Here is a 25,877-nt window from a genome sequence, read left to right as displayed (position 1 = left end):
ACTCTAAACAGTGACTATACTCACTACTAGTCTGGTAGGAGAGCTTGTATGTTTTTTTTTGGGCGTGAAATGTGCTTGTTTGGAAGGCTTTTTTCTATCCTTGTACTTAGCTTAATCGGCATCTCACAAGTTAAAGCCTATGAGATCGCCTTAGGTGAGACTTACGTAAATGAACTTTTCTCAGAACAGAATCAATTAGTCAAATTAACGGATGATCTTACCTCGATATACCAACAAATCGGTATATCACCCACCTTCGTCGTACTACCCGATGAGCGAGCCGTCAGGATGAGTAATGAGGGACATTTTCAAGCGTTGGATTTACGAATTGGCGCTCTGCCTAATGCCAGCAATCTTATCAAAGTCGAGCCCGCGCTTTATTCAATGACTGTTGTCGCTATTTCCGCCAATCAAACCTTATTCTTCGACGATCTTAATGCATTAAAAGATCTCAAAATTGTCATTCTTAATGGTACGCAATATGCCAAAGAGCTGAATTTAGGCAGCCAAGTTTATCAGGTCAACTCTGCTCAATCTGCCGCCGAAATGGTCAGCAAATCACGCGTCGATATATGGCTCACGGCCGTTCCAGTTTTCTTCCAGGTAAAAAATCAATACCCTAAACTTAAAGTGGTGAGTAACCCTCTCTTACAAGAGGAGCTTTATCATTACGTTCACCAAACTCAAAAAGACCTCTTGCCACAATTGAGTCAGAGTATTGAAAAATGGCAACAATCCCAAAACCTCTCCATCGAGCCAAACAATAATCTGGTCAAATAACCATTAACCCACTGTAAAAATGGCGCGGCTTTGTAACCCCTTCTCTAAGTTAACGATGAGCAGTTTGGAAGGTTCGCTGCTTAATTGCTCTCCTGTCCAATAGTCATACCATTGCACCGGATGATTGGCGACCAAGGTAAACTCCTGAGCTTTACCGTTGAAGTTAAACAAGCAGTGCAGATCATTTTTATCGGTCAGCGGTAAGAAGGCATGGCGCATACTCAAGGAAGTGATTTTGGCCGCCTTCTGACTGTATTGGAATCGTTTGAGTAAACGTTTCAGGCTCTGTTTTGCAAACGGTGTTAATTTCGGCAGTGGGTCGCCTGACAATAGCAAACCACCACTGGCAAGCAGCAAATTACGGTGGAATTCGTAGCTGGCGCGATCGGCACTTTGATTGGGCAGCGAGGTGAGCGTTAAGCAATCCGGATCGATTTGCCACAGTTGCCGGTGCTGCCAACTGCGCATTAAGGTTTCACGCGCAATTTGGCAAAAGCGATCGGCATTGCGCTCTACATCATCCGACACACGCATTGCATCCACCAAACCCAGTGAAGGCCACATCGGCGCATTACAACCGAGTAGCCACCCATCGCCTGCGCCTTCCGCGATGGCTTGCATGCCCATTCGATACGCTTCTACACCCGTAACACCCGATTGAAAACGCTGGCCTTGTAGCGTTCCCCAGTAGTTGGCATCCAGCTTAAACAGTTCAACGCCCCACTCTTCACGCAGGGTTTTCACCACTTGGGTCAAGTGCTCTTGCACATCCGGATGAGAACCATCCAACACATACCAAGGCGTACAGCGCCAACCGCCATAAGTGATCTCTTCGGCTTTGAGTGGCTGACCTGCGGCATTTTTCACAAACCAGTCCGGATGCTGACGAAAGACCGCTGAATCCGCTTCCGCGATAAAAGGCGCGAGCCAAATGGCGGGCTTTTTACCTTGGGCTCGAATATCGGCAACCACTTGCTGAATACCACTGGGAAATTTTTGGGATGGTGTGAGCCAATCGCCCATAAACGCTTGATAGCCGTCATCCAGCAGCACCCATTCCAATTCTGGGTGACGCTCCGCCAATATCGCGACATTCTCTTTGATATCTTGTTCGGTCACCTCTGCATAATAGGCGTACCAAGAACACCAGCCCATTGGTGCGGGATCTTTGAGATGGGGTCTTGGCGGATGGTGGCGAGAGATCGCCTCGGCATAGGCTTGGTAAAGCTCTGACATGGATTCGCCTTCTAAGCAAATCACCGATTCCAATTGATTGGTGATCCAGTCTTGTGGGCGGGTTTCCTCTCCATCAATAAACGCGCTTAACACCCAATGCTGCGGGTGACGGAGCACTTCAAAAAAGCCCGCAAAACGCTGGCAAGAAGTAAAGCCAAACAACAGATAGCGGCCAGCGGCCTCTATCATCAAGGTATTGTAAAAACGCTTTGGCGCATCATGCGGGTAGATGCGGTAACTGAGATTGTTATCTGGACATCGTCCAACTTCTTGGATATGGCTTAGCGTACCTGAGGCTTGCGACAGCATTTGAAAGCCATCCCCCACTAAGCGGGCATCCGATTCGACATCCAGTAAAGTGCTAAACAGTGGATAACGGCGCTCAAAAGGTCGATTGTGTAACCCGATATACCGAGCAAAAAGCTCATTGCCTGCGATCTCCAGCTCAATATCCGCTTGCTGCACTAGGATTTCTCGCCCATTCGCTAATCTGAGATGGCTCATTGATTCTCTCCTTTTTGCTCTGAGTGTCTGACCAATGGCTTACGCATGACGTTAATTGGTTCACGTTTTGTGTGTTCCAACCGTATCCAACGGTTCATTTGGCGACAGATTAAGCGGATTTACGGATAAAAGAGAAGAAAAAAGCCAGCGTTGAACGCTGGCTTGAGGGATAACGCGCATTTTACGTTAAAGAGATGACTAGATGACTTCGATTGGGCCACCGAATGAAGTTACAGGAGGTACTTCACCACGGAATTTCTCAAAATCAACGATACAGGTATTGGCAGAAGTGGCTTGCGCCAGCTCTGACGTTCCCAGATCCAGAGTCAGAGTATTGGGATCGCCGTAAGTACAGATCGCCCCAACTTTCTCTGTCAATGGGCCATACCAAGCCCCCTCTTCAATGCGGATCACGCCACGTGGATAGCTGTCACTCAGCACCGCTCCCGCCAATAACTGACCACGGTCGTTGAATACGCGCACCAGATCGCCATCTTTAATGCCTTTGGCTTTCGCATCCACTGGGTTGATGTACACTGGCTCACGCCCCTGCACTGCGTAAGTCGCGCGGAATGCTTCGGCTTCACACATTTGTGAGTGCAGACGCTTATCTGGGTGGCATGATTGTAACCAGAACGGATATTTGTCAGAGCCCGGCCCCCCGTGTGAACGTTCGGTTTTCTCAAACCACATTGGGTGTTCTTGGCAGTGTTCATAACCGTAGCGACCGATCTTACGTGACGTAATTTCGATAAAACCAGAAGGCGTACCCAATGCATTGATTTCAGGATCTTTGCGGAAATCCGCATGACGAACCCAAGGTGTGCCTGTACCAAAATCAAGGAAGCCTTTTTCCCAGAACTCTTCGAATTCTGGCATGGCAAATTTACCTTCGTTGGCTTTCTTACACTCGTCATAAAGTGAACGTACCCACTCCATCTCATCCATGCCACGGGTGTACTCTTTTTCACGGCCAAAGCGACGGGTCAGCTCGGTCATGATTTCAAAGTCAGTACGTGACTGGAACAGCGGGTCAACCAAACGATGCATCGCAATCAGGCCTTTACCTGAGTAGGAACCGTAAGAGTCGATGTCGTTACGTTCCCACTGGGTGCAAGCAGGCAGTACGATGTCAGAAAAGCGGCAGGTTGCCGTCCAACTGAAATCAATCGTCACCACAGTCTCCAGTTTCTGGAACGCACGCTTCATTTTGTTGCGGTCTTGATGGTGGTGCCAAGGGTTACAACCCGAAATCACCATCATCTTGAAACCGGGCAGCGTGACTGTATTTCCGTTGTGGTTGATCTTCTTACCCGGTTCGAGAATCGCATCAATCCAGCGAGCAACCGGAATCGTGCGGCTGTAACCGTTGAAGTCATTGTTATCCCACTTCGGCTTCGCACCTTGGTCAAGGTTACGTGGGAAGCCGCCAGGACCCGCAAACCCCGTTGAAGGTACGCCGATGCCTGAATAGTGGTGACCATAAGAGATACCGCCACCCGGCAGACCGATTTGACCGATCATGGCCGCCAGTACCGCGCCCATCCAGTACGGCTGCTCCCCGTGCTCTTGACGTTGGATACACCAACCAAACAGCAGCTGAGTACGACCATTGACCAACATACGGGCGAAATCGCGGATCGCATCGGGTTTCACGCCACAGATTGTCGCTGCCCACTCAGGCGTTTTTTCAACCTTATCTTTGCTCTTACCCAGTACGTAAGGGATGAACTCTTCAAATCCCAAGCAGTAAGTTTCAATGAACTTCTTGTCGTACAGATTTTCGGTATACAACACATGCGCGAGCGCCAGCATAAACGCCACGTCAGTTTGTGGGTTGATGTACAAGTGATCGTTTTGTAAGAAACGCTGCGTTTTGTTTTTCACTGGGTCAACAGAAACCACGTTGATCTCGCCTTTTGCGACTTTCTCTTTCAGTTGATCCAGATAGCCGAAAGACTGGTGCGTTTCACAGTTCCAACCCACTTGCAGGTTTTTCACCGGATCGTTTGCCCACAGAATGATGTTGTCTGAGTTGTCTAAAATCTCGCTCCAAGAGGTACCTTGCGCGTAAACTTCGGTTGAACCCAGTACGTAAGGCATGATGGTTTGACCAGCACCAGTCGAGTAATCCCCGACTTTGGTGATGTAGTTACCGTGCATACCCACCGCGCGTTGCATCATCGCGGTACAGTTGTGGAAAGCACCGGTTTGGTTCCAACCGGTTTGGCCTGCGTGCAGTGCCCAAGGGCCGTATTGCTTCTGCACACGCTCTAATTCACGGTAGAATAGGTCAATCGCCTCATCCCAAGTCACACGGATAAAACGGTTGTTACCGCGCGTTTCTGCACTGTATTTGTGTTTTTTCAACCAATCGAGGCGCACCATTGGGTAACGCACGCGAGATGGGCTGTACAGAATGCCTTGAATGCCGTTCAACATTTCCGTTGGGTGGGTATCCAACTCCAACGCTTTCAGCTCTTGTACCTTTCCGCCGTAGATGTGGGCGCGGAATGCGCCCCAGTGAGAACCGGAGACTTTCCAAGTTCCCGTGGTTTCTGCCGCTTGGGCAGAAACTGAGGTCAGTAGGCTTGGGCCAATGATCGATGCCGCACTGGTGGTTGCGACACCTTTCAGAAAACTTCTTCGTGTAATCGCCATGTTATGACTCCGTATGACGTTGCTTAGTGATGGCCTTCAGCGAAATCTGAAGAGTGTTTTTGCAGATACTTGAGTACCAGCGCTTCACTGTCGGTATCGAAGTTGACGAATGCCAACATACCGTCGAACATGCCAGGCCAAGTGTTGGCATCAAAGTGCGCTTCATCCGGTTGGGTGTGGCAGACAGAACAGTTGGTCTTGTATGCTTCACGCGCTTTTTCCCAAACCGGGTTGATGTCGTTCAGCATGGCTTCTTTTTTCATCCACACTCTCGCGCTCACTTGTTCCCAAGGTAGACCCGTCATATCATCGACTTTCTGCTCACCCGTGGTCACAATCGCATCCGACATGGCGGCCTCTTTCAGTAGCGACGCCACCGCGATGTTCATACCGAAATCTTCTTGGATCACACGGCCAAAGCCTTTCGATTTACGCCAGCCGTTGATCTCCACTTGCATCATGTCGCCTTTTTCAGTCAGCACTTTCACTTCAGAAGCAGGGTTGAGTAGACCCGCTTCCACTTTGGCTTGATCATCTTCATACACAGGGAGGAAACGCACGCTGACTAAGGTTTCACCATTGGAGTATTTGGTGTTGGATGCCATACCTTCGAGCTCACCAATCAAGCCGCTTGAGCTCTCCATGTTTTTCGGCAAGTTGTGGGCAATCCCCTTGTGGCAATCGATACAGCTTTGATCGCGCTCAGCCGCTTGCTTCATTTGGATGCGCGCCGTTGCGGACATCTGATCAAAATCCATCGATTCGTAGTTATGGCAGTTTTTACACTCCAGAGATTTGTTCGCCGCAAAGCGATCCCATTCGTGTTTTGCCAATTCAATTCGGCGCTCTTCAAACTTTTCTGGTGTATCTAAATCACCAAAGATCTGTGCGAATACTTCTTTTGAAGCTTGCATCTTACGTGCGATTTTCGCTGTCCACTCATGCGGGACGTGACAATCAGGACAGGTCGCTCGCACACCAGAGTGGTTTTTCCAGTGCACTGTGGTTTGCAGCTCTTGGTACACGTTGTCACGCATGGTGTGACAGCTGATACAGAACTCTTCCGTGTTGGTCGCTTCCAAAGCGGTGTTAAAGCCGCCCCAGAAAATTACCCCAGCGATAAAGCCACCGAGAGTCAATACCCCTAGGCTAATGTGTACCGCGGGACGCGTCATGGTGCGCCACATTTTTAAAATTAACGATTTCATGCTTTCTTCTCTTAGCTAAGTCATTCAACAGTAGAAATGGAGGTGGTTAGAAACCGCCGTGCAGACCTGGAGGACCAAACACGAACATCTGCAGCATCCACACAATGAATCCATATCCACCCACGAAAGCCACGCTTAAGATGGGAAAAAGAACCACAGTGATGAAGAGGAATGACTTCCACTCCAGAGAGCGTTTTTCACCGCTTTCGACTTTATTAACATCACTCATACATTTGCCTACTTTATTTGCTGAAATTTCCGCCACTCTTATTTTTCAGAGAGGCGACAAATCAAGTTTAATTAAGGCGAATGTTAGACCATACATTTAATAGGGTTCAATCTAAAACCATCGTCCAACCCTTGTTAATCAACACTTTTTTGAGTTAGAACGGAGTTGTGTCTGATTAAAAAATGAGATGAAAAATTATGAACAGTTATGACAAATTAATATTGTTTTTATTTTGTGAATTTAAAACAAAATAAAAACAAACAGCCTATTTTAGCCAAGACATATTTTTCGTTTCACCATTCAAATAATGACAAACCGTAAATATCTATACCCAAACTACTTGGAGTTGCAGATTGGCGATAAAGAGCGATTGGGGTGAATGACACCAGCCAACACCGCTACAGTTTCAGGTGAGAAGGAAATATTGGCATTGCTGCGCCCCAAAAGTAGGCAGCTTGCACAAGAAATGCGCACCGTTCCTCACAGAATTCAATTCGATAAGGTTACACACGGCGTTTGCTCTGAGTTATCCACAGAAAATGTGGATAAGACTACTGGTGTCGAAAAGCGATTGCACCACGATGATAACCTCATGAGTGCAAGGAAAAACAGGTAAAAAAATCCCCGAGTAACACTCAGGGATTGTGGGGTATTGGGGAAGCGCTGATGGTTGTCAGGATTAATCTTTTAGATAGATCAGCCAGTACCACATGCCAACAAACACACCGCCACCAACAATATTGCCTAAGGTCACTGGAATGAGGTTATTGACGATGAAGTTAACAAAGTTGAGATCTGCGTACTGAGCGATATTCGCTCCTGTCATTGCCCAAAAACTCTCTGGCGCAAAATACTTAATCCCAATCGCCATCGGTACTTGGAACATATTGGCAATACAGTGCTCAAAACCGGAAGAGACAAACATGGCCACCGGCAGGATCAAGACCATCACTTTATCAGTTAACGAGCGGGCACTAAAGGTCATCCAAACCGCCAAACAAACTAGGATGTTACACATCAATCCAAGCGCGAAAGCTTGCAAGAAGGTGTGATGCAATTTGTGCTGGGAAATCGCCATCGCATTTAAGCCAAGCTGACCACCATCTTCCATAAACTGACGGGTGGCGAGCATGATAAACACTAAGATAATCGAACCACATAAGTTACCGAAGTAGACCACCGTCCAGTTGCGAACCAGCTCTTTCCACGAAATTTTACCACTCGCTTTCGCCACCAAAATCAACACTGAGCTGGTAAACAGCTCACCGCCAGTAATGACGACTAGGATTAAACCTAAGCTAAAAGCTAAGCCGCCGAGCAGCTTAGTCACCCCGTAAGGCATATCGTGAGCACCAGTCGTGACTACGGTATAAAAAACAAAGGCAATACCGATTTGGATGCCAGCAGAAATCGCCAACAGGAAAGATTTGTACGCCGCTTTTTTAGCTTTACCTTCACCCGTAATGGCGGCACGTTCTGCCATCTGGGGTGGGAGAAGAGAATCGAATTGGTTATGTTCCATGAGCTTGTTACATTTTGACACACAACAGAAGAGGTGGCGGATAATCGCTCTATTTCCCCTTGAGTTCAAGGGCTATTTGTCATGTTCACGAAAAATGTTTAGATACCCGTCCTACTTGGAGTTGCAGTGCCGTTTTCTCGGTCTATTCACCTCAACTCTCGCGTTCGGTGGTCACCTTGAGCTTCACTCCTCTCGCAGTGACTTTTGTGCTGTTGTTCAAAACATTTCCCTCATTTTGCGCTGAAAAAAACACCAGATCGGGTCAAGCTAACAGTTCTGCGAGCACAAGATTGCGTGTTGATGCTGCGCAGCCTATTGTTGCCGCAACAACAGCTTAAAAAGGTAATAGCCATGAAATTCACTCAACAGCACATCGATGAGCTTAATTTACTGCTGCAATTTGATTTGAGCAGCGCAGCGACCGGCATCAAAGTGCACCACGATGCGTCTGAAGCGGTACAAGCCGCTGTGGTTCGTCTGTATAACAAAGGCTTATGTACTCAACCTGATGGTGGTTACCTCACCGATGAAGGCATCGAGATTGCCGAACACGCTGACCGCGTACTGCGTGTACTGAACGCGTAACCCTGTTTTGAATGAGCGCTTTACTGCGCTCATTACCTTTCTCCCTTGATTCCAACTGTGTTACGGTAGCCACCTCATTCGCTCTTAGATAAAGGATGAACTGATGAAAAGAGTTGTCGTGATAGGTGCAGGATGGCTAGGTTTGCCACTGGCACAATGGCTTAAGCAACAAGGCCATATTGTGTATGCGACACGCACTACCCCACAGGCTGTTCAAACTCTTGAAGATCAAGGTATTGAGAGTTTTGTTTGCCAATTAGACCAACCCGATGGCTTAAGCGATGCTTTGCTTGAGCGGCAATGCGATACCGTCATTGGCTGCTTTCCTCCCGGTTTTCGTCAAGGCGCTGGCGAGCACTATGCCAAACATTGGCAAAACTTGGTGCAGCATGCCAAACAGGCCAATATTCAAAAACTGGTGATGATCAGTTCAACCTCTGTGTATCCCGATATCGCCAAAACGATGAATGAACAAGACGCCTCTTTGGCATTGGCACTGGATAATTCCGCTTTTGATGCGAAAGCGCGCATCTTACTCAAAGCCGAACAGTATGTGATCACCTCAGGTATGGATTACACCATTCTGCGTTGCAGTGGCCTGATGGGGCCTAAACGCCACCCATCACGCTTTGTCAGCAAAATGGCACAAGTCAGCCGACTCGCGCCAGCCAATATGCTGCATCTGTATGACGCGATTGGTATCGCTCATTTTTCGATAGAGCAGCTCCCCTACTCGATTATCAACGCCACAACCCCCAACACGGTCAGTAAAGCGGAGTTTTATCAGGCCGCACTCGACGCAGTAGCAAGCGACCTGCCTCTGCCACCGCTGTGTGATAAAGAGGAGAAACGGATTGTGTGCGACAAATTATTGGCAGCTGGTTACCGTTTTCATTTCTCTCACACCTTAGAGGCTGTGCACGGTTATGAGTAAACGCTTGTATCAACAGATTGAAACCCTTTGGGATTACTTGCAATTGCACCAACAACCCGACGTTGCGGATCTGATTTTGGTGCTCGGCAGTAACGATGTCCGCGTGGCAGAACATGCGGCAAAACTCTACCACCAAGGCCTTGCCCCTTATGTACTGTTTTCCGGTGGCTTTGGCCGTTTTACTCAAGGGGTATTTAACCACAGTGAGGCGGAGACTTTTGCTGCGATCGCCAAAGATGCAAGTGTCCCTGAACACGCGATTTTGCTTGAGACACAATCGACCAATAGTGGTGAAAATCTACATTTCAGCCATCAGCTACTGGTGCAACAAGCTTGGCCTGCCAAACGCATCTTACTGGTGCAAAAACCTTATATGGAACGTCGCGCTTATGCGACATTTATGCAACAGTGGCCAGAATCGGTCGAAAGTGTGCAGGTCAGCTCACCCGCAGGCAGTTTTTTTGACTATTTAACTTCAGAGCTCACCAGTGATTTTGTGCTCAATGCCATGCTGGGCGATTTTGAACGCATCCGAGATTATCCAGCGCTGGGTTTTCAAATCACACAACCTATCCCAGAGCCAGTGATGCAGGCCTATCAAGCCTTGTTGCCATTAAAAGTGAATCTTGAAATGTCATGATTGTGGCATCGGTTTTGCTTAGCTATTTTGGGGTATAGGTTACTTTTTTAGATAGTGACTTTTTTAGGTAGATGCTACTTTTTGAATAGAAGTGACTTTGGAAATGGAAGTGACTTTTTGGATAGAAGTGACTGTTTGAGTAAAAATGAACGTTGGGGTCGCCTCCACTTTCCAAACAGCAATCAAGGAGTTTGATTATGGAATTACAACGTCACCACTGCTACGACCTTATTCACATAGGAATGCGTGAATTGTTGGAAGATCGTATGGGCTATTACTCTGCGCTTGATTATCAGCAGACCTTGTATGGCATGACGGGTAAATCCAGCTGTTTAACCATGTCCGATGATGAATTAGCGTCAACCCTCGAAGCCCTAAGAAGCGAAGGCTACCTTCACGAGTTACATGACTTTTCGAACTAGTCTGATGGCTCAGGTAAGTGCACTTATCTTCGTCATGTGTTACAGATGAGGATGGCGAAAGCCATCCTTTGTTTATCTCCGCCTCCCTCCTGACTTCAAATCATTACAGCCTTGAGCATGACTTAAGCGACCGGCGCTTGCCTCTGTAGAGAATCCAAACATCGCTTAACAGTTTTTCTTGCCAAAGAGTTTCGCTACACTGTCGCCACTCATTTGACTGGACGTACCCAAAATGAAACAACTGCTCGACTTTATTCCACTGATCATTTTTTTCGCTTTATATAAGTTTTATGACATCTACGTAGCAACAGGGGCGCTGATCGCCGCCACGACACTTCAAGTGATTGTCACTTATGCTATGTACAAAAAAGTGGAGAAAATGCAGCTCATCACATTCGTGATGGTTGCTCTGTTTGGTGGCATGACCTTAGCCCTGCATGACGATAACTTCATCAAATGGAAAGTGACGATTGTGTATGTGGTTTTTGCGCTCGGTCTAACCATCAGCCAGATCATGGGTAAGCCTGCGATCAAAGGGATGCTCGGTAAAGAGCTCACCTTGCCGGATGCGGTATGGTCAACCATTAACTGGGCATGGGTGATGTTTTTCAGCGGCTGCGCTGCACTCAATCTTTATGTTGCCTACCACCTACCGCTTGATGTCTGGGTCAATTTCAAGGTATTTGGTCTGTTGGCGGCAACCTTTGTGTTTACTCTGCTCACGGGGGGCTACATCTACAAACACCTTCCCCATGAACCCAAACAGAAAAACCAATAAATTGTCCTGATGGCATACCCAAACGATTTGGCACTTCAAGCAGGAAGGAGATTGGCTGGGCATAAAGGGATGATCCAGTGACGAATTTGTGGTTATAATCCGCCCCCTAATCCACAGCGACCGTATTCGGTCGCTGTTTTGTTTGCTGTGGATCCCCAAATGAATCAAACCGTAAATTCACCTAAAGGCCAGCTTCTGCTGCGCACACTCGCAATGCCTGCCGATACGAATGCAAATGGCGATATCTTTGGCGGCTGGATCATGTCTCAACTCGACTTAGCGGGCGGTATTCTCGCTAAAGAGATCTCCTGTGGACGCATCGTGACTGTTTCTGTTTCCAGTATCACTTTTAAAAAACCTGTCAAAGTCGGTGACGTGGTATGTTGCTACGGCGAATGCACCAAGATTGGCCGCACATCGATGTCGATCAATCTCGAAGTGTGGGTTAAGCCGGTCAAAGAAGAAGGGGTCGGCGAACGTTTTCAAGTGTGTGAAGCCACCTTTAACTATGTGGCGATTGATGCAAATGGCCGCCCCAGAGCAATAAGCCTCAGCAATGGATCACAGAAATCATCTTGATAGGCTGTGTTTCACGAGCGAGTTGCGTAGAGTATTGACTTTGCTTTTAGTCAGTTGATAAGGATTAAAGTGTTATGTGGTATGTGATTTTTGCGCAGGATGTCGAGAACTCATTAGAAAAACGTCTGAGCGTGCGCCCAAAACATCTGGAGCGTTTACAACAACTGCAAGATGAAGGCCGTCTGCTCACTGCAGGCCCTATGCCAGCCATCGATTCCGAAAATCCGGGACAGGCAGGCTTTACTGGCTCAACCGTGATCGCGGAGTTCGCCTCCTTAGTTGAAGCACAAGCTTGGGCGGATGCCGATCCTTATGTCGCCGCGGGTGTTTATGCCAACGTCATTGTTAAACCTTTCAAAAAAGTATTCTGATATGAAAAAAATCGTCCTGAGCAGCGTTATCGCCTCGACTCTCCTTCTCGTCGGTTGCAGCTCTGGCTCAGCAGAAAAACAGCGTAACCTTGAGCTATTGGCGGGTAACCGCGCCAGCTTACTCTCGACCGAGTTACCATTGGAGTTTGGCCCACTGAATATTCTCCGTGCTACCGCCAAAGGCAGTACTGTTGAGCTAATGATGGTGTACAACACGGATGCCAATAATGCCAAACCGACCGAGCAAGTACTGCAAAGCGCGGTCAGTAGCTTCTGTGCTAACAAAGACATCCGTTCGAATCTGGATGTTGGGATCAGCTACCGCATCCAAATGCGCAACACGCGTGGTCAATTAATGGCCGATCAGTTGGTCACGAAAGAGAGCTGCAAGCAAGGTTAAGCGAGTTTACAGTCATCGAGCTATACCCAAACGACTTGGAGTTGCAGGTAGGTGGCACGTGAGCTCATCCCCATGAGCATAGATACACTATGTGATTGGGATGAACGAACGTAGCCAACACCGCTGCAGCTTCAAGTAGCAAGGGGATATTCCAGATTGACTCTCGAACAACACAAACGAAAAGAACAAAGGCCTCATAAGAGGCCTTTGCGGTTTCTAACGGTTTACTCAAACTACTTGGCGTTGTAGGTAAACCTCAAGTAGGAAGCGTATATCAAGCTTGCCATTCCGCGCGCAGTGCTTTCGCTGCGTTCACCATGTTGGTGAGTGCCGCTTCCACTTCTGGCCAGTTACGGGTTTTTAGACCGCAATCTGGGTTGACCCACAAACGCTGTGCTGGAATTTTTTCTGCTGCTTTGCGCAGCAGATCTTCAATCCATGTTTGTGCAGGAATGTTCGGTGAGTGAATGTCGTACACGCCTGGGCCAATTTCGTTCGGGTAGTTAAACTCTTCAAACGCTTTGAGCAGTTCCATGTTGGAGCGCGATGTTTCAATGGTGATCACGTCGGCATCCAGTGCCGCAACCGATTCGATGATCTCGTTGAATTCGCTGTAACACATATGGGTATGAATTTGCGTTTCCGGACGCGCGCTACCCGCGGAAATCTTAAACGCTTGCACTGCCCAATCTAAATAGGTTTGATGATCGCGTTTTTTCAGTGGTAAACCTTCACGAATCGCGGGTTCGTCAATTTGAATAATATTGATGCCTGCATCTTGCAAATCCGCCACTTCATCACGCAGTGCCAACGCTAATTGCTGAGCAATCTCTTGGCGGCTGATGTCTTCACGTGGGAAGGTCCAGCATAGAATGGTCACAGGCCCCGTCAACATTCCTTTCATCTGCTTAGAAGTTAGAGATTGCGCGTAAGTTGACCACTCTACCGTGATCGGTTTTTCACGTTCGATATCCGCCACCACAATCGCAGGTTTTACGCAGCGTGAACCGTAACTCTGCACCCAACCAAACTGCGTGGTTTGGAAACCAGCGAGGTTTTCAGCAAAGTATTCCACCATGTCGTTACGTTCCGCTTCACCATGCACCAGCACATCTAACCCTAGTGCTTCTTGGCGTTTAACCGCATCAGCAATATGACCTTTCAGTGCTTGCACATACTCTTGCTCGCTCAGCTTGCCTTGGCGATACGCACTACGCTCAGTACGGATCTCTCCTGTTTGTGGGAAAGAGCCAATGGTCGTGGTCGGTAAGAAAGGCAGACCCAATACTTCTGCTTGGTGATGAGCACGCTCAATATAAGGCGCACTCCGCTCTGCCAATGCCGCCGTAATATTGTTGATACGCGCTTGCACAGAAGCCTTGTTCACCGTGTGAGAAGATTTGCGCGCAACAATTGGCTGGCTGTAGGTATCACACGCTAAAATTGCGGCGGCATCCCCCTCCAGAGCACGGCCGAGCAAGGCGACTTCGGTCACTTTCTGCTTGGCAAACGCAAACCAACTGCGGGTTTCTGCGCTCAGATCGCCTTCCAGATCCAGATCGACAGGGCTGTGCAGCAGTGAACAGGAACTGGCGACCCACAAACGCTCACCCAGCAAGGTTTTTACAGGTTGTAGACGAGCCAGAATGGCACTCAAATCTGCACGCCAAACGTTACGGCCATTAATGACCCCCGCAGAAAGCACCCAATCGGAGGGCAAGCGGTTCACAATAGTTTCGAGCTGCGCTGGAGCGGCCGAAATATCCACATGCAAACCATCGACAGGCAGTTCGACTATCTTATCAAGCGTATCTAACACTGAATCAAAGTAAGTGGTCAGCAGCAGTTTGACGTCACCGCGGATCACCTGATAAGCCAGTTTAAATGCTTCTTGCCAACGGGGTTCCAGCTCTAACGCCAAAATAGGCTCATCGATTTGTACCCATTGCACACCCTGCTTCGCCAGCTTGCTCAGAATCGCTTGGTAAGCGGTCAATAGACGCGGCAACAACGTTAACCGATCAAAACCCTCTTCCACTTCTTTGCCTAAATAGAGGTAACTGATTGGGCCAAGCAGCACAGGTTTTACATCGTGACCCGCTTGCAGCGCTTCATTCACCTCTTCAAACAGTTGTGGCCAGCTCACATTAAACGTATCGTGAGAGCTGAACTCCGGAACGATGTAGTGATAGTTGGTGTTGAACCACTTGGTCATATCAGAAGCCGCGCTACCCGTTCCACAACCACAAGCATTTTGTGACTGACCACGACCGACACGGAACAAAGTATCTAAATCAGGAAAACCGTGGCTATGGCGCTTAGGCACATGGCCCAGTAATAGTGTGGTGGTGAGTACGTGGTCGTACCAAGCAAAGTCACCCGCGGTCACAAAGTCTAATCCAGCTTCTTTTTGCAATGCCCAGCTGTGTTGGCGAATTTGACTACCGACCTGTTTCAAAGCCGCTTGGTCAATCTCACCACGCCAGTATTTTTCAAGAGCAAATTTAAGTTCGCGTTTTTCGCCAATGCAGGGATAACCAAGAATGTGTGTCGTTGTCATGTGAAAATCCTTTATCTGTTCTTAATAGGTCGTAGAAGCTCTAAGCTGCCTCAGCACATCGAAAGATGTCTGGATGGCTAAACTATCGCGTTGTACGCCTTCGAGGACAAGGTTCATTTATTCAACTTGTTTATTAGTAATTTTCATGTTGGCACTGGCGATTATCAATTTACCTTTACCGATTTAGCCATCTAGATGTTTACAGATCTGTAGAATCGGCGTAACTTAGCTAAAAATTCATGTTGGCTTAGGGATAAGTGAGGAGAGTTCATGATAGAGCTGAAACATTTGAAAACGCTGATCTCGCTACGCGATACCGGTTCACTGACCGCCACCGCGACCTCGTTGCATCTCACCCAGTCTGCGCTCTCGCATCAGATTAAAGACTTGGAAGCGCGAATTGGCGGGCAGCTTTTTTTGCGTAAAACACGCCCAGTGCGTTTTACCGCCGAAGGCGAAATTTTGCTGCGTTTGGCGGACGATATTTTGCCTAAGATGTCGCGCGCCGAGAATGAACTGGCAAGCCTTAAAGAAGATGTGAATGGACGCCTGCACATGGCGATTGAGTGCCACTCCTGCTTTCAATGGCTAATGCCCGCCCTGCGCGAATATCAGGTCAGCTGGCCAAATGTGGCGCTGGATTTTTCATCCGGCTTTGGGTTTGAGCCTCTACCCGCGCTGTTAGCGGGGGAATTGGATCTGGTGATCACCTCGGATATTTTGCCACGCTCAGAAGTGCATTATGAGCCACTGTTTGATTTTGAAATGCGCCTTATCACCGCCACCAACCATCCATTGGCTGACAAAGCCGGTATTGAGCCCCAAGATTTGATCGATCAAACCATGCTCACCTATCCGGTGCAAAAGCAAAGATTGGATGTGGTGAAGCACTTTTTGCAACCCGCAGGCGTTGAGCCCGCACGCTGGAAGCAAGCCGACAATACCTTGATGCTGGTACAAATGGTGTCGGCAGGATTAGGTGTTGCGGCACTACCCAATTGGGCAATCAGCGAGTTTTCACGCCAAGGGCTCATCACCAGTAAACCGTTAGGTAAAGGGCTATGGCGTCGCTTGTTTGCCGCCACTCGCCATAGCGAAAAAGACAAACGCTACCTGCAAGCCTTTTTCGCTACCGCACGCCAACAATGCAAAAGCCACCTTGATGGGATCAAGATGGCTTCACTTTAGGCATCACTACCGAGCATAAGCTTTGAACTGGTTGGTAAGAGGATCGTATTGATAACCCAGTACGTCTAACTTACCGACCAGATGCTCAATATCCATTTCATAAGTGCTGATCAACTCATCCAGACTGTCACATTCCAAACGCAGTTTTTCATTGACGATGCCCAGCAAGATCACGCTATCGAAGTTTCGTACGTTGCTCAGATCCATCACATCACTCCTGATTGAATGTTTTCACTCAGCGTTTCCGCTCCCCAACTTCATCAAGCATAGTCGCTATTTGGGTAACGAAAAGTGATCTGTGCGACGCACTTCACTCCACTGCGCTACAACGGCATTTGGTACAAACCGTGGAATCCGGTTGCGGATGCCAGTACCAAAAGCCCTGCGAGCAATAACTGCCATTTATTGACGGTTTTGCCAGAGATCAAATGCCAGCACCACGCTACGACACCTGCAATCAGCAAACCAAAGCTCATCAGAATCGGCATCAATAGTGTTTGCAGTTGCTCGTCATTCAAACCAGAAACATAAGGCAAGAGGCATAACGCAGTGAGCATGGCAGATACAATCCCTACCACAGGCAAGATTCGATGAAAGGCTTGTAAGCGTGAGCGAGCCAGTGTCAGTAGCAAATGTCCGAACATCGCACCCAGCAGGAAAATCGCCGCAAAGATAGTGAGCGATGCGGGCCATGCTGGCGCTTCGCTGATCAAAATCCCGACGTAAGCCAGTGCTAAACCATTGGCTAAATACATCACCCAAAGCGGGCCTTCCTCACGCGTTTTTTTAGTCTGCACTTGCGAATAGAAGTAAAACAGAGCAAACACCACCAGAAACGCTTCAATTTTGATCGACGCCACGGCCAACCAGAGCACCGCTAACGCAGGCAATACTTTGTGGATACGACCACGCTGTCCGGGGCAAATTTCCCCCTTGACCAGCACCAGTGTCAAAATGATTTGCGCGCCCAATAACATAGGTGCGAATACGGAAATCAGAGAATAAAGCATAGTTTGCCAAATCAGAGAGCTGTCGAGGTGGCAGATAATAGCAAACCTCCTTCGAGAACCCCAAGCAGCGGCCGCGAATTTCCTCTGTGGATGAAACTCCGGTGGTGTGAACTACTCAGACCAGATCGCAAAATGGCTAAAAGTGCAGCAAGCCAAACAAAAGTGGAGCGACAAAACATCACAATGCGTTATAGTTTCCGTCCAACTATAACTAGAGAATGATATGAAAATTCGATTATTAGTCAGCATTTTATGCATACTGTTCGCCGGTTGCGCCTTACAACAAACCAACCGCGCACTCCAACCCGATCAACGCTGGGTTACTCAAACACTGCCCAATGGCCTTACTTACCATCTCTACCCAGACAGTGAACAAGAAGTCTCTATTCGTTTGTACGTTCACGCAGGTTCAATGCAAGAAACCACGCAGCAAGCGGGTTACGCTCACTTCATCGAACATATGGCATTTAACGGAACCCGCCATTATCAGCACAATGATGTGATTCGTATGTTTGAGCAAAGTGGTGCCCAGTTTGGTGCGGACTTTAACGCTTTAACCGGCTACGACCGCACGGTTTATCAGCTCGACCTACCTAATGCGCAAAATATCGATAAAGCGCTATTGTGGTTTGCTGATATTGCTGACGGTTTAGCGTTTGACGCTGATGAAGTCGAAAAAGAGAAAGGGGTGATTTTGGGGGAGTTTCGCGCCTCACGCACAGAAAACATGAGCTTAGAGCAGCAGTTTTATCTGCACCAGATCCAAGGAACCTCCTACGCGGATCGCGATCCCCTCGGTTCACGCGAGTTGGTGCAAGCCGCCACTCCAGACAGTTTGAAAGCCTTCTACCAACAGTGGTATCAACCTCAATTAGCGGAACTGGTCATTACTGGTAACTTTACCCTTGAACAAGGCCAACAGTGGGTTGAGAACTATTTCTCCTCATGGAAGAAAGGCACCACCGAAAAGCCAGCTTCGATTTATCACCAAGCCCTGAATAACCAAGACCTAGTCGCTCCGGTGACTGCAGGTGAATCCCCTAGCCTAACCTTGATCTTCCCCCAAGGCTCAGCAGCGATTAAAGACTATGCCAGCCAGCAAGAGTTTTGGCGCGACGATGTCGGCGAACAACTCCTGCACACACGCCTAGTAGCGGCATTCAATGATGCAGCGCAGGCCATAACCGGCATTTACGCAACCCATTATGAAATCGAAGGTCAACGTTACACTCTCATTAGCGTCGGGTTTGCGGCCGAACAACGAGAGAAAGTGCAAGCCTTGTTGCTGGAAACCCTCGCTTCAATGCGTGATTACGGGGTGACCAAAAATGAGTTGGATATCATTTTGCGCGGTTATCGTGAGCACTTAACCTTTTTGCAAGAAGATCGCGAAGCCATAACCCCAGCGAGCCATGCCAATCAAAAAGTCTACTCGATTGTGTTTGATACACCGATCCAAGCGACGCTCGATTACCAAGCGAGCTTGAGCGAGTTTATTGCTTCCGCGACACCAGAAATGATCAATCGTCATATCCAACAGCAATTGAGCCAAAACCCTGTCTGGGTTGTTGGCGTTGCGGCCACTGAAGATGCGCAAGCGTTGAACAAAGCCTTGCCACAATGGCGTAACGACCTAGCGCAACCTGGCAATCAGCCTATCGATCAACAAATCGATAGCCCATTCACCCAGCAATTTACTGCGGGCGAAGTGGTGAAACAACTCGATATCAATGACGATCCACAGGTGACTTATTGGCAGCTTGATAACGGTATTGATGTCTATTATCTGCGCAATATTGAAGCCAAAGATCGCGTCTTTGTTCAATACGCCAGTTCGGGTGGCCAATTCGCGTTACCTGCAGACCTACTCCCTGCAGCCGAGATTGCTACTGCAGTACAGACACGAAGTGGCCTCGATACGTTGAACGGCTCTCAGTTTGATCGCTACCTTCGTCAGAAAGACATTGGTTTCTATAGCTATATTGCATCGACCAGTCATGGTTTCGAAGCCAATAGTAAAGCGCAAGAGTTACCTGAGCTGTTGGAAATACTCCATTTATTGTCAACTCAAGTCAAAGTCAGCCCTGATCAGCTCAATTCAGTGAAAACCGAATTTACTCAAAATCGTAGTGCGTACTTTGATTCCCCTATTGGCGCTTTCTTCCGTACGGTGACCAACCAAAGCTTTATCGAAACAAGTCCCTACAGAATTCGTACTCCAGAGCAGATTGCTCAAGTCACGGCACAGCAAATTGAGCAGGTTCATCAGCGTCTCTTCAGTGAAGGACGCAATAATACGCTGGTCATCGTCGGTGATATTGAGCGGTCTCAAATAACCCCGATGTTGCGTCAGTACGTAGCAAGTATACCTTTGAGCAAGGGAACGCTTTCCCCTATGACCAGCCAGTTGATCAAACCGGTTGCGCCACGCTTAGAGTTAGCACTTAACAATGAAAACTCGACCCAGTATTCCCTGCGCCTGATATCTGAAACGCAGCCGCGTACCGCAAAAACCGTCTTTATCGATGATATGTTGCAGCGTATTGCGACTCAGCGTTTACTGGCTGAAGTTCGCGAGCATCAAGGTTTAGACTACACGCCACAAGTGATCCCATACGTGGTCGATGGAGACATTCTCAATGATTGGGTATTGTCAGCTTTAGTCGACCCCAAAAGTGAACCACAAGTGGCCAAAGTGATGCATGAGGTCGCGCGTGAGCTGGCTCAAGGTGTCACACAGCAAGAGTTGGATGTGGTGAAACAGAAGTTCTTGATTGATATGAAACCGCTCAACAAATCACCGGAGCAGCAAGCTTACTTCATGTTGCGTTATGCGATTCATCACTATGGCGTTGAGACCATCTACAAGGTTGAGGAGCTGACGAAATCCATCACTCTGGATGACATCAACCAACGTGCTCAAACGTTATTTGGCAAAGATACTATGTCACAAGAGCTGATCATGACACCTAAGGCTAATCCTAAAGGCTAAGCGCTGAGCGCACTCATCGAATCAATAATTCGTACAACACTCATTATTCAACCTAAACCAAGCCCGCCAAGCGGGCTTTTTTATGAGTGGCGTTTTGGAGAACCGATATTTCCTCTCAGCCTTGCTGACTGTATCAACTCGCTAAATAAGCGAGCAGACGCGGCGCAGTCACAATCCCTTTGTATTTATTACCCTCGACTAAAACCCAAGGTGGCGGTGGATTAGTTTTGAGCAACGAGGCTAATAGCTTGAGGTCTGTATCATGAGCCAGTTTGACTTGCGGCGTGCGCATGATTTGATTGACGGGTTTGCGCCAAATAGCGGCTTCACGTGCCGTTTCCAATTCAGTGCCCATCGTCGGCGTGAGGTGTAAATTCAACGCGGCTCTATCCACCAAGCCGACACATTCTCCAGCCGTAACGACCGGTAAAACATCGGACTGCACCGCGTTAAAGTATTCCACCGCCAACGAGAGTGGATCTCCTGGGTCGAGCCGATATTGAGTGAAAAACGCTAAACTTTGCAGTGTTGTAATTTCGCTTGATTGCTTATCGGCTTCACGGTTGGTCAGCTTAAGATGTTTACGATAATCCGAGGCATGAATAAGGTTACTCAGTGGCAAAGGCTTGGCGAAAAAGAATCCCTGTAATAGATCTACCCCCAGCGACTTGAGGACATACACTTCATGCTCAGTCTCTACCCCTTCGGCGACAACCTTAACACCCAAAGTATGGGCAAGATCGGTCATCATTTTTACGATGGCATAGCGGCGTGACCCCACTTCGATATTGGTCACAAACTCTCGATCGATTTTCAAATAATCAAACTGACACTCCGTGAGGTAAGAGAACGAAGAAAAGCCCGTTCCAAAATCATCAATCGCAACAGTGACGCCACGATTTCGTAAATGCTGCAGCACTTCGCCTCCCTGTGATTGAGAGTCAAAGTAAGCCGTTTCCGTTAACTCCACCGTGATATTTTTCGCCAAAGTCGGCGTTTCAGCGAGCATGTCAACCACGCTTTGTAAAATCTGCTCAGCACTCAAGTCGCTGTTTAACGAACGATTGATGCTGACTCCCACATGGTGACCAAATAAGGCGTGAATTTTAGGCAGATCCTTTAAGGCTTTGCCGCCAATCAACTCATCCAACTGATTGATCAGCCCCAGCTCTTCGGCTATCGAAATTAACTCTTGCGTTGATGCATGCAAAATCTCAGGAGCTTGAAAACGGCACAGCGCCTCAAACTTCACCACAGACCAACTCTGGCTATCCACAATGGGCTGATAAAACACTTCGACATCGCCATTTGCTATCCATTTCTGCACCCATTTTTCCAGTGTTTTACGACGCTCAATCTGCTGATGGATTGCGCGATCATAAAAGTTGATATGTCGAGTTTCCCCCGCGTGGTGCTCCAACATGGCTTGGATGGCATGGGGAACGAGGCGCTCTATTTTATCGGTATCCACATTTAACACCGAAACCCCTAAACGCCCCTTAGCAACGGCTTGATGAGCTTCCTGCCCACCTCGTTGTCGTAACTCAATAAAAAACTGGCGTAAAGTGCGCTGTAACCCTACCAAAGGCTGAGCTTCTAGGTTTTTCTCCGCATCCAACTGACACAGAAAAATCCCTTCACCGTGATAACCACACAGTTGCACTTGCCGGTTCTGCGCCAAACTGGCAGCCAGCCGGCGGATCTGCGCATAGTATTTATCGCTGCTGAATTTAGGCTGTATCGCCAACACAAATCCAGTGGTGGTTTGATACTTAGGTAAACGCTGTTTCAACTGATCACTGAATTTAGACAGCGTCGGTAATTGTGTCAGCAATTCGACATCGCCCGCTTGCTTATCCAGTACGCGATCCAAATGCGGTGCCAGATCCGTGGTAAAACCGATATAAAAGATCTGCCCTTTCTGAGGACTTAAACGTTTAATGGACAGGTCTTGTGGCCAGACGTCACCAGAAGCGCGCTGAGATAAAATCGTGCCGCTCCAGCCGCCTTGCTCACGCAATTGCTGCCACATATCCACATAGAAATGCTGCGAATGTTTGCCCGAATTGAACATACTGGTTTTTAACCCCAGTAGCTCATTTTGTTGATATCCCGTTTGCTGCTCAAAATAACGATTGCACGCCAAAATTCGCGTTTGATCATCGGTAATCACAACCCCATGATGGTCATTATCAAATAAAGCATCAAATGCAAAGGCGGATTCCATGCCAGAATGGAAAATCAGTAATGGCGTAATCGTCCCTCGAACAAGCTGGCTACTCACTTCGTCAACCGAAAACGCGACTAAGGCCACCAGCTTTTCGGCGCTCACCAATAAGGTATTGAGACTCTGTGGCGCTGAATCTGCTTGTACGAAAAAGCCCGCGGCATGCTCGCGCTGAGTCAAAGGCAAGTACTCAAGAAAATCGTCGGGCTTGGTAATCGAGCGAGAATTTCCCACCAGTGACTGCCACATCACAACATCGTAATCCATATGCTGACTGGCTAACTGGTAACACCAATCGAGTGGTGCATAACGAGTTTGTAAGCCGATACTTTGTGGTTGTACGGTTGATACATTCACACTCATCCGGTATCCCTAAACTGATGATGTTGATTCTGTGACCACCTTAGAATAGCTTGTCACCCCATACAATGAACTTTGACGCATAACGTTAACTTATCCCTAACTAAAGTATTAGTAACTAAACATTAACTTGCCTACTTTTCTTTTAGGCCTTGATTCCTTTCATGGATTATTTCGCAAGTAAGAGTGAAATAATCCCTTAGCAAAATCGGGGCAATGTTACGGTAGATACTGGCCTTGCAAGCCGCTATAATGCCGCCCTCTTAATCTTGAGGCCAAAATATGCACAGCGAAGTTACCCCTATCCACCACTACAAAAAATACTGGGCCGAGTGTTTCGGCACAGCGCCATTCTTACCGACCAGTCGTGAAGAAATGGATCAATTAGGCTGGGATAGCTGTGATGTGATTATCGTGACCGGCGATGCTTATGTTGATCACCCGAGCTTTGGTATGGCGATCATCGGCCGCTTGCTTGAAGCACAAGGTTTCCGAGTTGGGATCATTGCTCAGCCAGAATGGCAAACTAAAGACGCCTTTATGACGCTTGGCAAACCGAACCTGTTTTTCGGTGTAACCGCCGGTAACATGGACTCAATGATCAACCGCTACACGGCGGATAAAAAAATTCGTCACGACGATGCGTACACCCCAAACAATAAAGGCGGCATGCGTCCTGATCGCTGTTCATTGGTTTACTCACAACGTTGTCGTGAAGCCTATAAAGATGTGCCGATTGTGCTTGGTGGTATTGAAGCCAGCCTGCGTCGTGTCGCGCATTACGATTACTGGTCAGACAAAGTTCGCCGCTCCATCCTGCTGGATGCCAAAGCCGATATTTTGCTATTCGGTAACGCCGAGCGCGCACTGGTTGAAGTAGCTCACCGTTTAGCCAATGGCGAATCAATCAACAAGATGATTGATGTACGCGGTACAGCAGTGAATCTGGCTCAGGTTCCTGAGCACTTTAAAGTGATCGATTCAACCCGCATTGATCAGCCAAACAAACCGTTTGTGCCAAGCAATCCGTATGAAGTGGAAACCCAGTGCGCGACCAAAGGTGATGAGAAAGAAGAAGCTCAACCTATCACCATTCGCCCATCACGCCATGATGCGAAAACCACCGCGGTGCGTCTGCCTTCATTTGAAAAGCTGGTTAATGACCGTATTTTGTACGCGCACGCCAGCCGTGTGTTGCATTTAGAAACCAACCCTTATTCAGGCCGTGCGCTGGTGCAGCGTCATGGTGACCGTGAACTGTGGGTTAACCAAGCACCGATCCCGCTCACCACTGAAGAGATGGATTTCGTGTTTGGCCTGTACTACGCCCGTGTTCCGCACCCTAAATATGGCGATGCGAAAATTCCGGCGTACGACATGATCAAAACTTCGGTCAACATCATGCGTGGCTGTTTTGGTGGCTGTTCATTCTGCTCTATCACTGAGCACGAAGGACGCATCATCCAGAACCGTTCACAAGAGTCGATCATCAATGAACTGAAAGAAATCCGTGACAAAGTGCCGGGCTTCACCGGTGTGATTTCGGACTTGGGTGGCCCGACAGCGAACATGTACCGCCTCGGCTGTTCGGATCCGAAAGCAGAAGCGAACTGTCGTCGCCCAAGCTGTGTGTTCCCGGGTATCTGTCATAAGCTCAATACCGACCACAAACACACCATCGATCTGTATCGTGCAGCGCGTGATGTGGAGGGCATTAAGAAAGTGGTGATCGCTTCTGGTGTACGTTACGACTTGGCGATTGAATCGCCTGAGTACGTGCGTGAGCTGGTGACTCACCACGTCGGCGGCTATTTGAAGATTGCTCCTGAGCATACGGAAAAAGGCCCGCTGAGCATGATGATGAAACCGGGCATGGGTACTTATGATCGCTTCAAAGAGCTGTTTGAAAAATACAGCGCTGAAGCAGGTAAAAAACAGTATCTGATCCCTTACTTCATTGCCGCTCACCCAGGGACTGAAGATGAAGACATGGTCAACCTCGCACTGTGGCTGAAATCCAACAACTACCGTTGTGACCAAGTACAGAACTTCTATCCATCGCCAATGTGTAATGCGACCGCGATGTATCACGCAGAAGTGAACCCGCTGAAACGCGTGAAATACAAGAAACCGGAAAAGGTGCCAGTGGCGAAAGGTGAAGCGCAACGTCGCTTGCATAAAGCCCTACTGCGCTACCATGATCCTGCCAACTGGCCGATGATTCGTGAAGCACTGATTGCGATGGGCAAACGTCATCTGATTGGTGATCGCCCTGAGTGTCTGATCCCAGAAAAAGATTCAGACCTAGTCACCCCAGCACAAAGCCGCAAATCAGGTCGTCATGGCGCGAATCGTTTTGCGACCAAGCATACGCATAGCCAACCGGGCTTTGATGCGCTGCGTGGTAACAAATCTGGCGGGCAAGGTCGTCCGAACAGCGGTAATAAATCCAATCAGGGCAAACCTGCCGGCAGTAAACCGACAGGCAGTAAGCCAACGGCGAACAAACCTGCGGGCAACCAACCTGCTCGCGGTGAGCAAAACCGTGGCCAGCAAGGCCAACGGGGTTCAGCGACAGGCGGTAAACCACAAGGCTCTGGCCGTCCTGCCAGTCGTGGTAATACTCAGCGTCAGCCGCAACGCGCACGTTAAACCCTATTTGCCTTCTTCTCTCGCTTCTAGGGAGAGTTA

General features: G+C 48.4%; 21 protein-coding genes. 12 read left to right on the top strand and 9 right to left on the bottom strand.

Annotated features, from left to right (window positions below; all coding sequences use genetic code 11):
- Positions 1–48: 48 nt before the first annotated feature.
- Entirely contained in the window at positions 49–780 is a 732-nt protein-coding gene (locus T411_RS0106560; RefSeq protein ID WP_000464739.1) for a substrate-binding periplasmic protein, read from the top strand.
- Positions 781–783: 3 nt separating this feature from the next.
- Here T411_RS0106560 and T411_RS0106555 read toward each other — a convergent pair whose 3' ends face one another.
- From T411_RS0106555 to focA, 5 genes are all read right to left on the bottom strand, one after another.
- Complete coding sequence (locus T411_RS0106555; RefSeq protein WP_000018991.1) at positions 784–2,520, bottom strand: glycoside hydrolase family 36 protein; 1,737 nt, start codon at positions 2,518–2,520, stop codon at positions 784–786.
- 198 nt (positions 2,521–2,718) lie between these two features.
- Positions 2,719–5,181 (bottom strand): trimethylamine-N-oxide reductase TorA, encoded by a 2,463-nt coding sequence (torA, locus tag T411_RS0106550; RefSeq protein ID WP_001018813.1) that lies wholly within the window; start codon positions 5,179–5,181, stop codon positions 2,719–2,721.
- Between the two features lie 23 nt (positions 5,182–5,204).
- Entirely contained in the window at positions 5,205–6,389 is a 1,185-nt protein-coding gene (torC, locus tag T411_RS0106545) for a pentaheme c-type cytochrome TorC (RefSeq protein ID WP_000838520.1), read from the bottom strand.
- A 46-nt stretch (positions 6,390–6,435) separates the two neighbouring features.
- Entirely contained in the window at positions 6,436–6,618 is a 183-nt protein-coding gene (torE, locus tag T411_RS0106540; RefSeq protein ID WP_001286267.1) for a trimethylamine N-oxide reductase system protein TorE, read from the bottom strand.
- Positions 6,619–7,297: 679 nt separating this feature from the next.
- Positions 7,298–8,140 carry a formate transporter FocA gene (gene focA, locus T411_RS0106530; protein ID WP_000400843.1) on the bottom strand — a complete coding sequence of 281 codons (843 nt, stop codon included), beginning with the start codon at positions 8,138–8,140 and terminating at the stop codon, positions 7,298–7,300.
- 351 nt (positions 8,141–8,491) lie between these two features.
- Between focA and T411_RS0106525 the strand changes: the two genes are divergently transcribed.
- From T411_RS0106525 to T411_RS0106490, 8 genes are all read left to right on the top strand, one after another.
- Entirely contained in the window at positions 8,492–8,725 is a 234-nt protein-coding gene (locus tag T411_RS0106525; RefSeq protein ID WP_000673327.1) for a TIGR02647 family protein, read from the top strand.
- Positions 8,726–8,828: 103 nt separating this feature from the next.
- Positions 8,829–9,659 carry an NAD(P)H-binding protein gene (locus tag T411_RS0106520; RefSeq protein ID WP_000832744.1) on the top strand — a complete coding sequence of 277 codons (831 nt, stop codon included), beginning with the start codon at positions 8,829–8,831 and terminating at the stop codon, positions 9,657–9,659.
- Positions 9,652–10,299, top strand: coding sequence for a YdcF family protein (locus T411_RS0106515; protein WP_000044450.1), 648 nt, complete (start codon positions 9,652–9,654; stop codon positions 10,297–10,299). Before T411_RS0106520 ends, T411_RS0106515 begins: the two co-directional genes overlap by 8 nt.
- A gap of 197 nt (positions 10,300–10,496) precedes the next feature.
- A complete protein-coding gene (locus T411_RS0106510; RefSeq protein ID WP_000422989.1) occupies positions 10,497–10,721 on the top strand; it encodes a hypothetical protein in 225 nt (74 codons plus the stop codon).
- 232 nt (positions 10,722–10,953) lie between these two features.
- Positions 10,954–11,499: a septation protein A gene (locus T411_RS0106505; RefSeq protein ID WP_000811594.1), complete on the top strand. Its 546-nt coding sequence runs from the start codon at positions 10,954–10,956 to the stop codon at positions 11,497–11,499.
- A 159-nt stretch (positions 11,500–11,658) separates the two neighbouring features.
- On the top strand, positions 11,659–12,078 hold the full coding sequence (yciA, locus tag T411_RS0106500) for an acyl-CoA thioester hydrolase YciA (protein WP_001077272.1): 420 nt from the start codon (positions 11,659–11,661) through the stop codon (positions 12,076–12,078).
- Between the two features lie 74 nt (positions 12,079–12,152).
- Positions 12,153–12,449 (top strand): YciI family protein, encoded by a 297-nt coding sequence (locus tag T411_RS0106495; protein WP_000270410.1) that lies wholly within the window; start codon positions 12,153–12,155, stop codon positions 12,447–12,449.
- Between the two features lies 1 nt (position 12,450).
- Positions 12,451–12,849, top strand: coding sequence for a GspS/AspS pilotin family protein (locus T411_RS0106490; protein WP_000725069.1), 399 nt, complete (start codon positions 12,451–12,453; stop codon positions 12,847–12,849).
- Positions 12,850–13,123: 274 nt separating this feature from the next.
- On the opposite strand, the gene metE is transcribed toward T411_RS0106490, so the two are convergent.
- Positions 13,124–15,409, bottom strand: a complete 2,286-nt coding sequence (gene metE, locus T411_RS0106485; RefSeq protein ID WP_000213921.1) for a 5-methyltetrahydropteroyltriglutamate--homocysteine S-methyltransferase — start codon at positions 15,407–15,409, stop codon at positions 13,124–13,126.
- Positions 15,410–15,679: 270 nt separating this feature from the next.
- Here metE and metR point away from each other — a divergent pair, with 270 nt between their 5' ends.
- Complete coding sequence (metR, locus tag T411_RS0106480) at positions 15,680–16,597, top strand: HTH-type transcriptional regulator MetR (protein WP_000571235.1); 918 nt, start codon at positions 15,680–15,682, stop codon at positions 16,595–16,597.
- A 6-nt stretch (positions 16,598–16,603) separates the two neighbouring features.
- On the opposite strand, the gene T411_RS0106475 is transcribed toward metR, so the two are convergent.
- Positions 16,604–16,804: a DUF4250 domain-containing protein gene (locus T411_RS0106475; RefSeq protein WP_000366101.1), complete on the bottom strand. Its 201-nt coding sequence runs from the start codon at positions 16,802–16,804 to the stop codon at positions 16,604–16,606.
- Between the two features lie 116 nt (positions 16,805–16,920).
- Positions 16,921–17,607 (bottom strand): hypothetical protein, encoded by a 687-nt coding sequence (locus T411_RS0106470; protein WP_000967004.1) that lies wholly within the window; start codon positions 17,605–17,607, stop codon positions 16,921–16,923.
- A 223-nt stretch (positions 17,608–17,830) separates the two neighbouring features.
- On the opposite strand from T411_RS0106470, the gene T411_RS0106465 reads away from it, so the two are divergent.
- Positions 17,831–20,599: a M16 family metallopeptidase gene (locus tag T411_RS0106465; protein ID WP_000702334.1), complete on the top strand. Its 2,769-nt coding sequence runs from the start codon at positions 17,831–17,833 to the stop codon at positions 20,597–20,599.
- Between the two features lie 133 nt (positions 20,600–20,732).
- On the opposite strand, the gene T411_RS0106460 is transcribed toward T411_RS0106465, so the two are convergent.
- A complete protein-coding gene (locus T411_RS0106460) occupies positions 20,733–23,189 on the bottom strand; it encodes an EAL domain-containing protein (RefSeq protein WP_000115823.1) in 2,457 nt (818 codons plus the stop codon).
- A gap of 279 nt (positions 23,190–23,468) precedes the next feature.
- On the opposite strand from T411_RS0106460, the gene T411_RS0106455 reads away from it, so the two are divergent.
- Positions 23,469–25,838 (top strand): YgiQ family radical SAM protein, encoded by a 2,370-nt coding sequence (locus tag T411_RS0106455; RefSeq protein ID WP_000555507.1) that lies wholly within the window; start codon positions 23,469–23,471, stop codon positions 25,836–25,838.
- Positions 25,839–25,877 lie beyond the last annotated feature (39 nt).

Origin of the sequence: Vibrio cholerae ATCC 14035 (assembly GCF_000621645.1) — a bacterium.
GTDB lineage: Bacteria > Pseudomonadota > Gammaproteobacteria > Enterobacterales > Vibrionaceae > Vibrio > Vibrio cholerae.
Note: the sequence above shows the minus strand (reverse complement) of the source record. Positions and strands in the feature narration are given on the sequence as shown.

Bases quoted from the DNA above. Each gene is read 5' to 3' on its own strand.
- T411_RS0106560 (WP_000464739.1), top strand. From the start codon at position 49: ATGTTTTTTTTTGGGCGTGAAATGTGCTTGTTTGGAAGGCTTTTTTCT.
- T411_RS0106555 (WP_000018991.1), bottom strand. From the start codon at position 2,520: ATGAGCCATCTCAGATTAGCGAATGGGCGAGAAATCCTAGTGCAGCAA.
- torA (WP_001018813.1), bottom strand. From the start codon at position 5,181: ATGGCGATTACACGAAGAAGTTTTCTGAAAGGTGTCGCAACCACCAGT.
- torC (WP_000838520.1), bottom strand. From the start codon at position 6,389: ATGAAATCGTTAATTTTAAAAATGTGGCGCACCATGACGCGTCCCGCG.
- torE (WP_001286267.1), bottom strand. From the start codon at position 6,618: ATGAGTGATGTTAATAAAGTCGAAAGCGGTGAAAAACGCTCTCTGGAG.
- focA (WP_000400843.1), bottom strand. From the start codon at position 8,140: ATGGAACATAACCAATTCGATTCTCTTCTCCCACCCCAGATGGCAGAA.
- T411_RS0106525 (WP_000673327.1), top strand. From the start codon at position 8,492: ATGAAATTCACTCAACAGCACATCGATGAGCTTAATTTACTGCTGCAA.
- T411_RS0106520 (WP_000832744.1), top strand. From the start codon at position 8,829: ATGAAAAGAGTTGTCGTGATAGGTGCAGGATGGCTAGGTTTGCCACTG.
- T411_RS0106515 (WP_000044450.1), top strand. From the start codon at position 9,652: ATGAGTAAACGCTTGTATCAACAGATTGAAACCCTTTGGGATTACTTG.
- T411_RS0106510 (WP_000422989.1), top strand. From the start codon at position 10,497: ATGGAATTACAACGTCACCACTGCTACGACCTTATTCACATAGGAATG.
- T411_RS0106505 (WP_000811594.1), top strand. From the start codon at position 10,954: ATGAAACAACTGCTCGACTTTATTCCACTGATCATTTTTTTCGCTTTA.
- yciA (WP_001077272.1), top strand. From the start codon at position 11,659: ATGAATCAAACCGTAAATTCACCTAAAGGCCAGCTTCTGCTGCGCACA.
- T411_RS0106495 (WP_000270410.1), top strand. From the start codon at position 12,153: ATGTGGTATGTGATTTTTGCGCAGGATGTCGAGAACTCATTAGAAAAA.
- T411_RS0106490 (WP_000725069.1), top strand. From the start codon at position 12,451: ATGAAAAAAATCGTCCTGAGCAGCGTTATCGCCTCGACTCTCCTTCTC.
- metE (WP_000213921.1), bottom strand. From the start codon at position 15,409: ATGACAACGACACACATTCTTGGTTATCCCTGCATTGGCGAAAAACGC.
- metR (WP_000571235.1), top strand. From the start codon at position 15,680: ATGATAGAGCTGAAACATTTGAAAACGCTGATCTCGCTACGCGATACC.
- T411_RS0106475 (WP_000366101.1), bottom strand. From the start codon at position 16,804: ATGGATCTGAGCAACGTACGAAACTTCGATAGCGTGATCTTGCTGGGC.
- T411_RS0106470 (WP_000967004.1), bottom strand. From the start codon at position 17,607: ATGCTTTATTCTCTGATTTCCGTATTCGCACCTATGTTATTGGGCGCG.
- T411_RS0106465 (WP_000702334.1), top strand. From the start codon at position 17,831: ATGAAAATTCGATTATTAGTCAGCATTTTATGCATACTGTTCGCCGGT.
- T411_RS0106460 (WP_000115823.1), bottom strand. From the start codon at position 23,189: ATGAGTGTGAATGTATCAACCGTACAACCACAAAGTATCGGCTTACAA.
- T411_RS0106455 (WP_000555507.1), top strand. From the start codon at position 23,469: ATGCACAGCGAAGTTACCCCTATCCACCACTACAAAAAATACTGGGCC.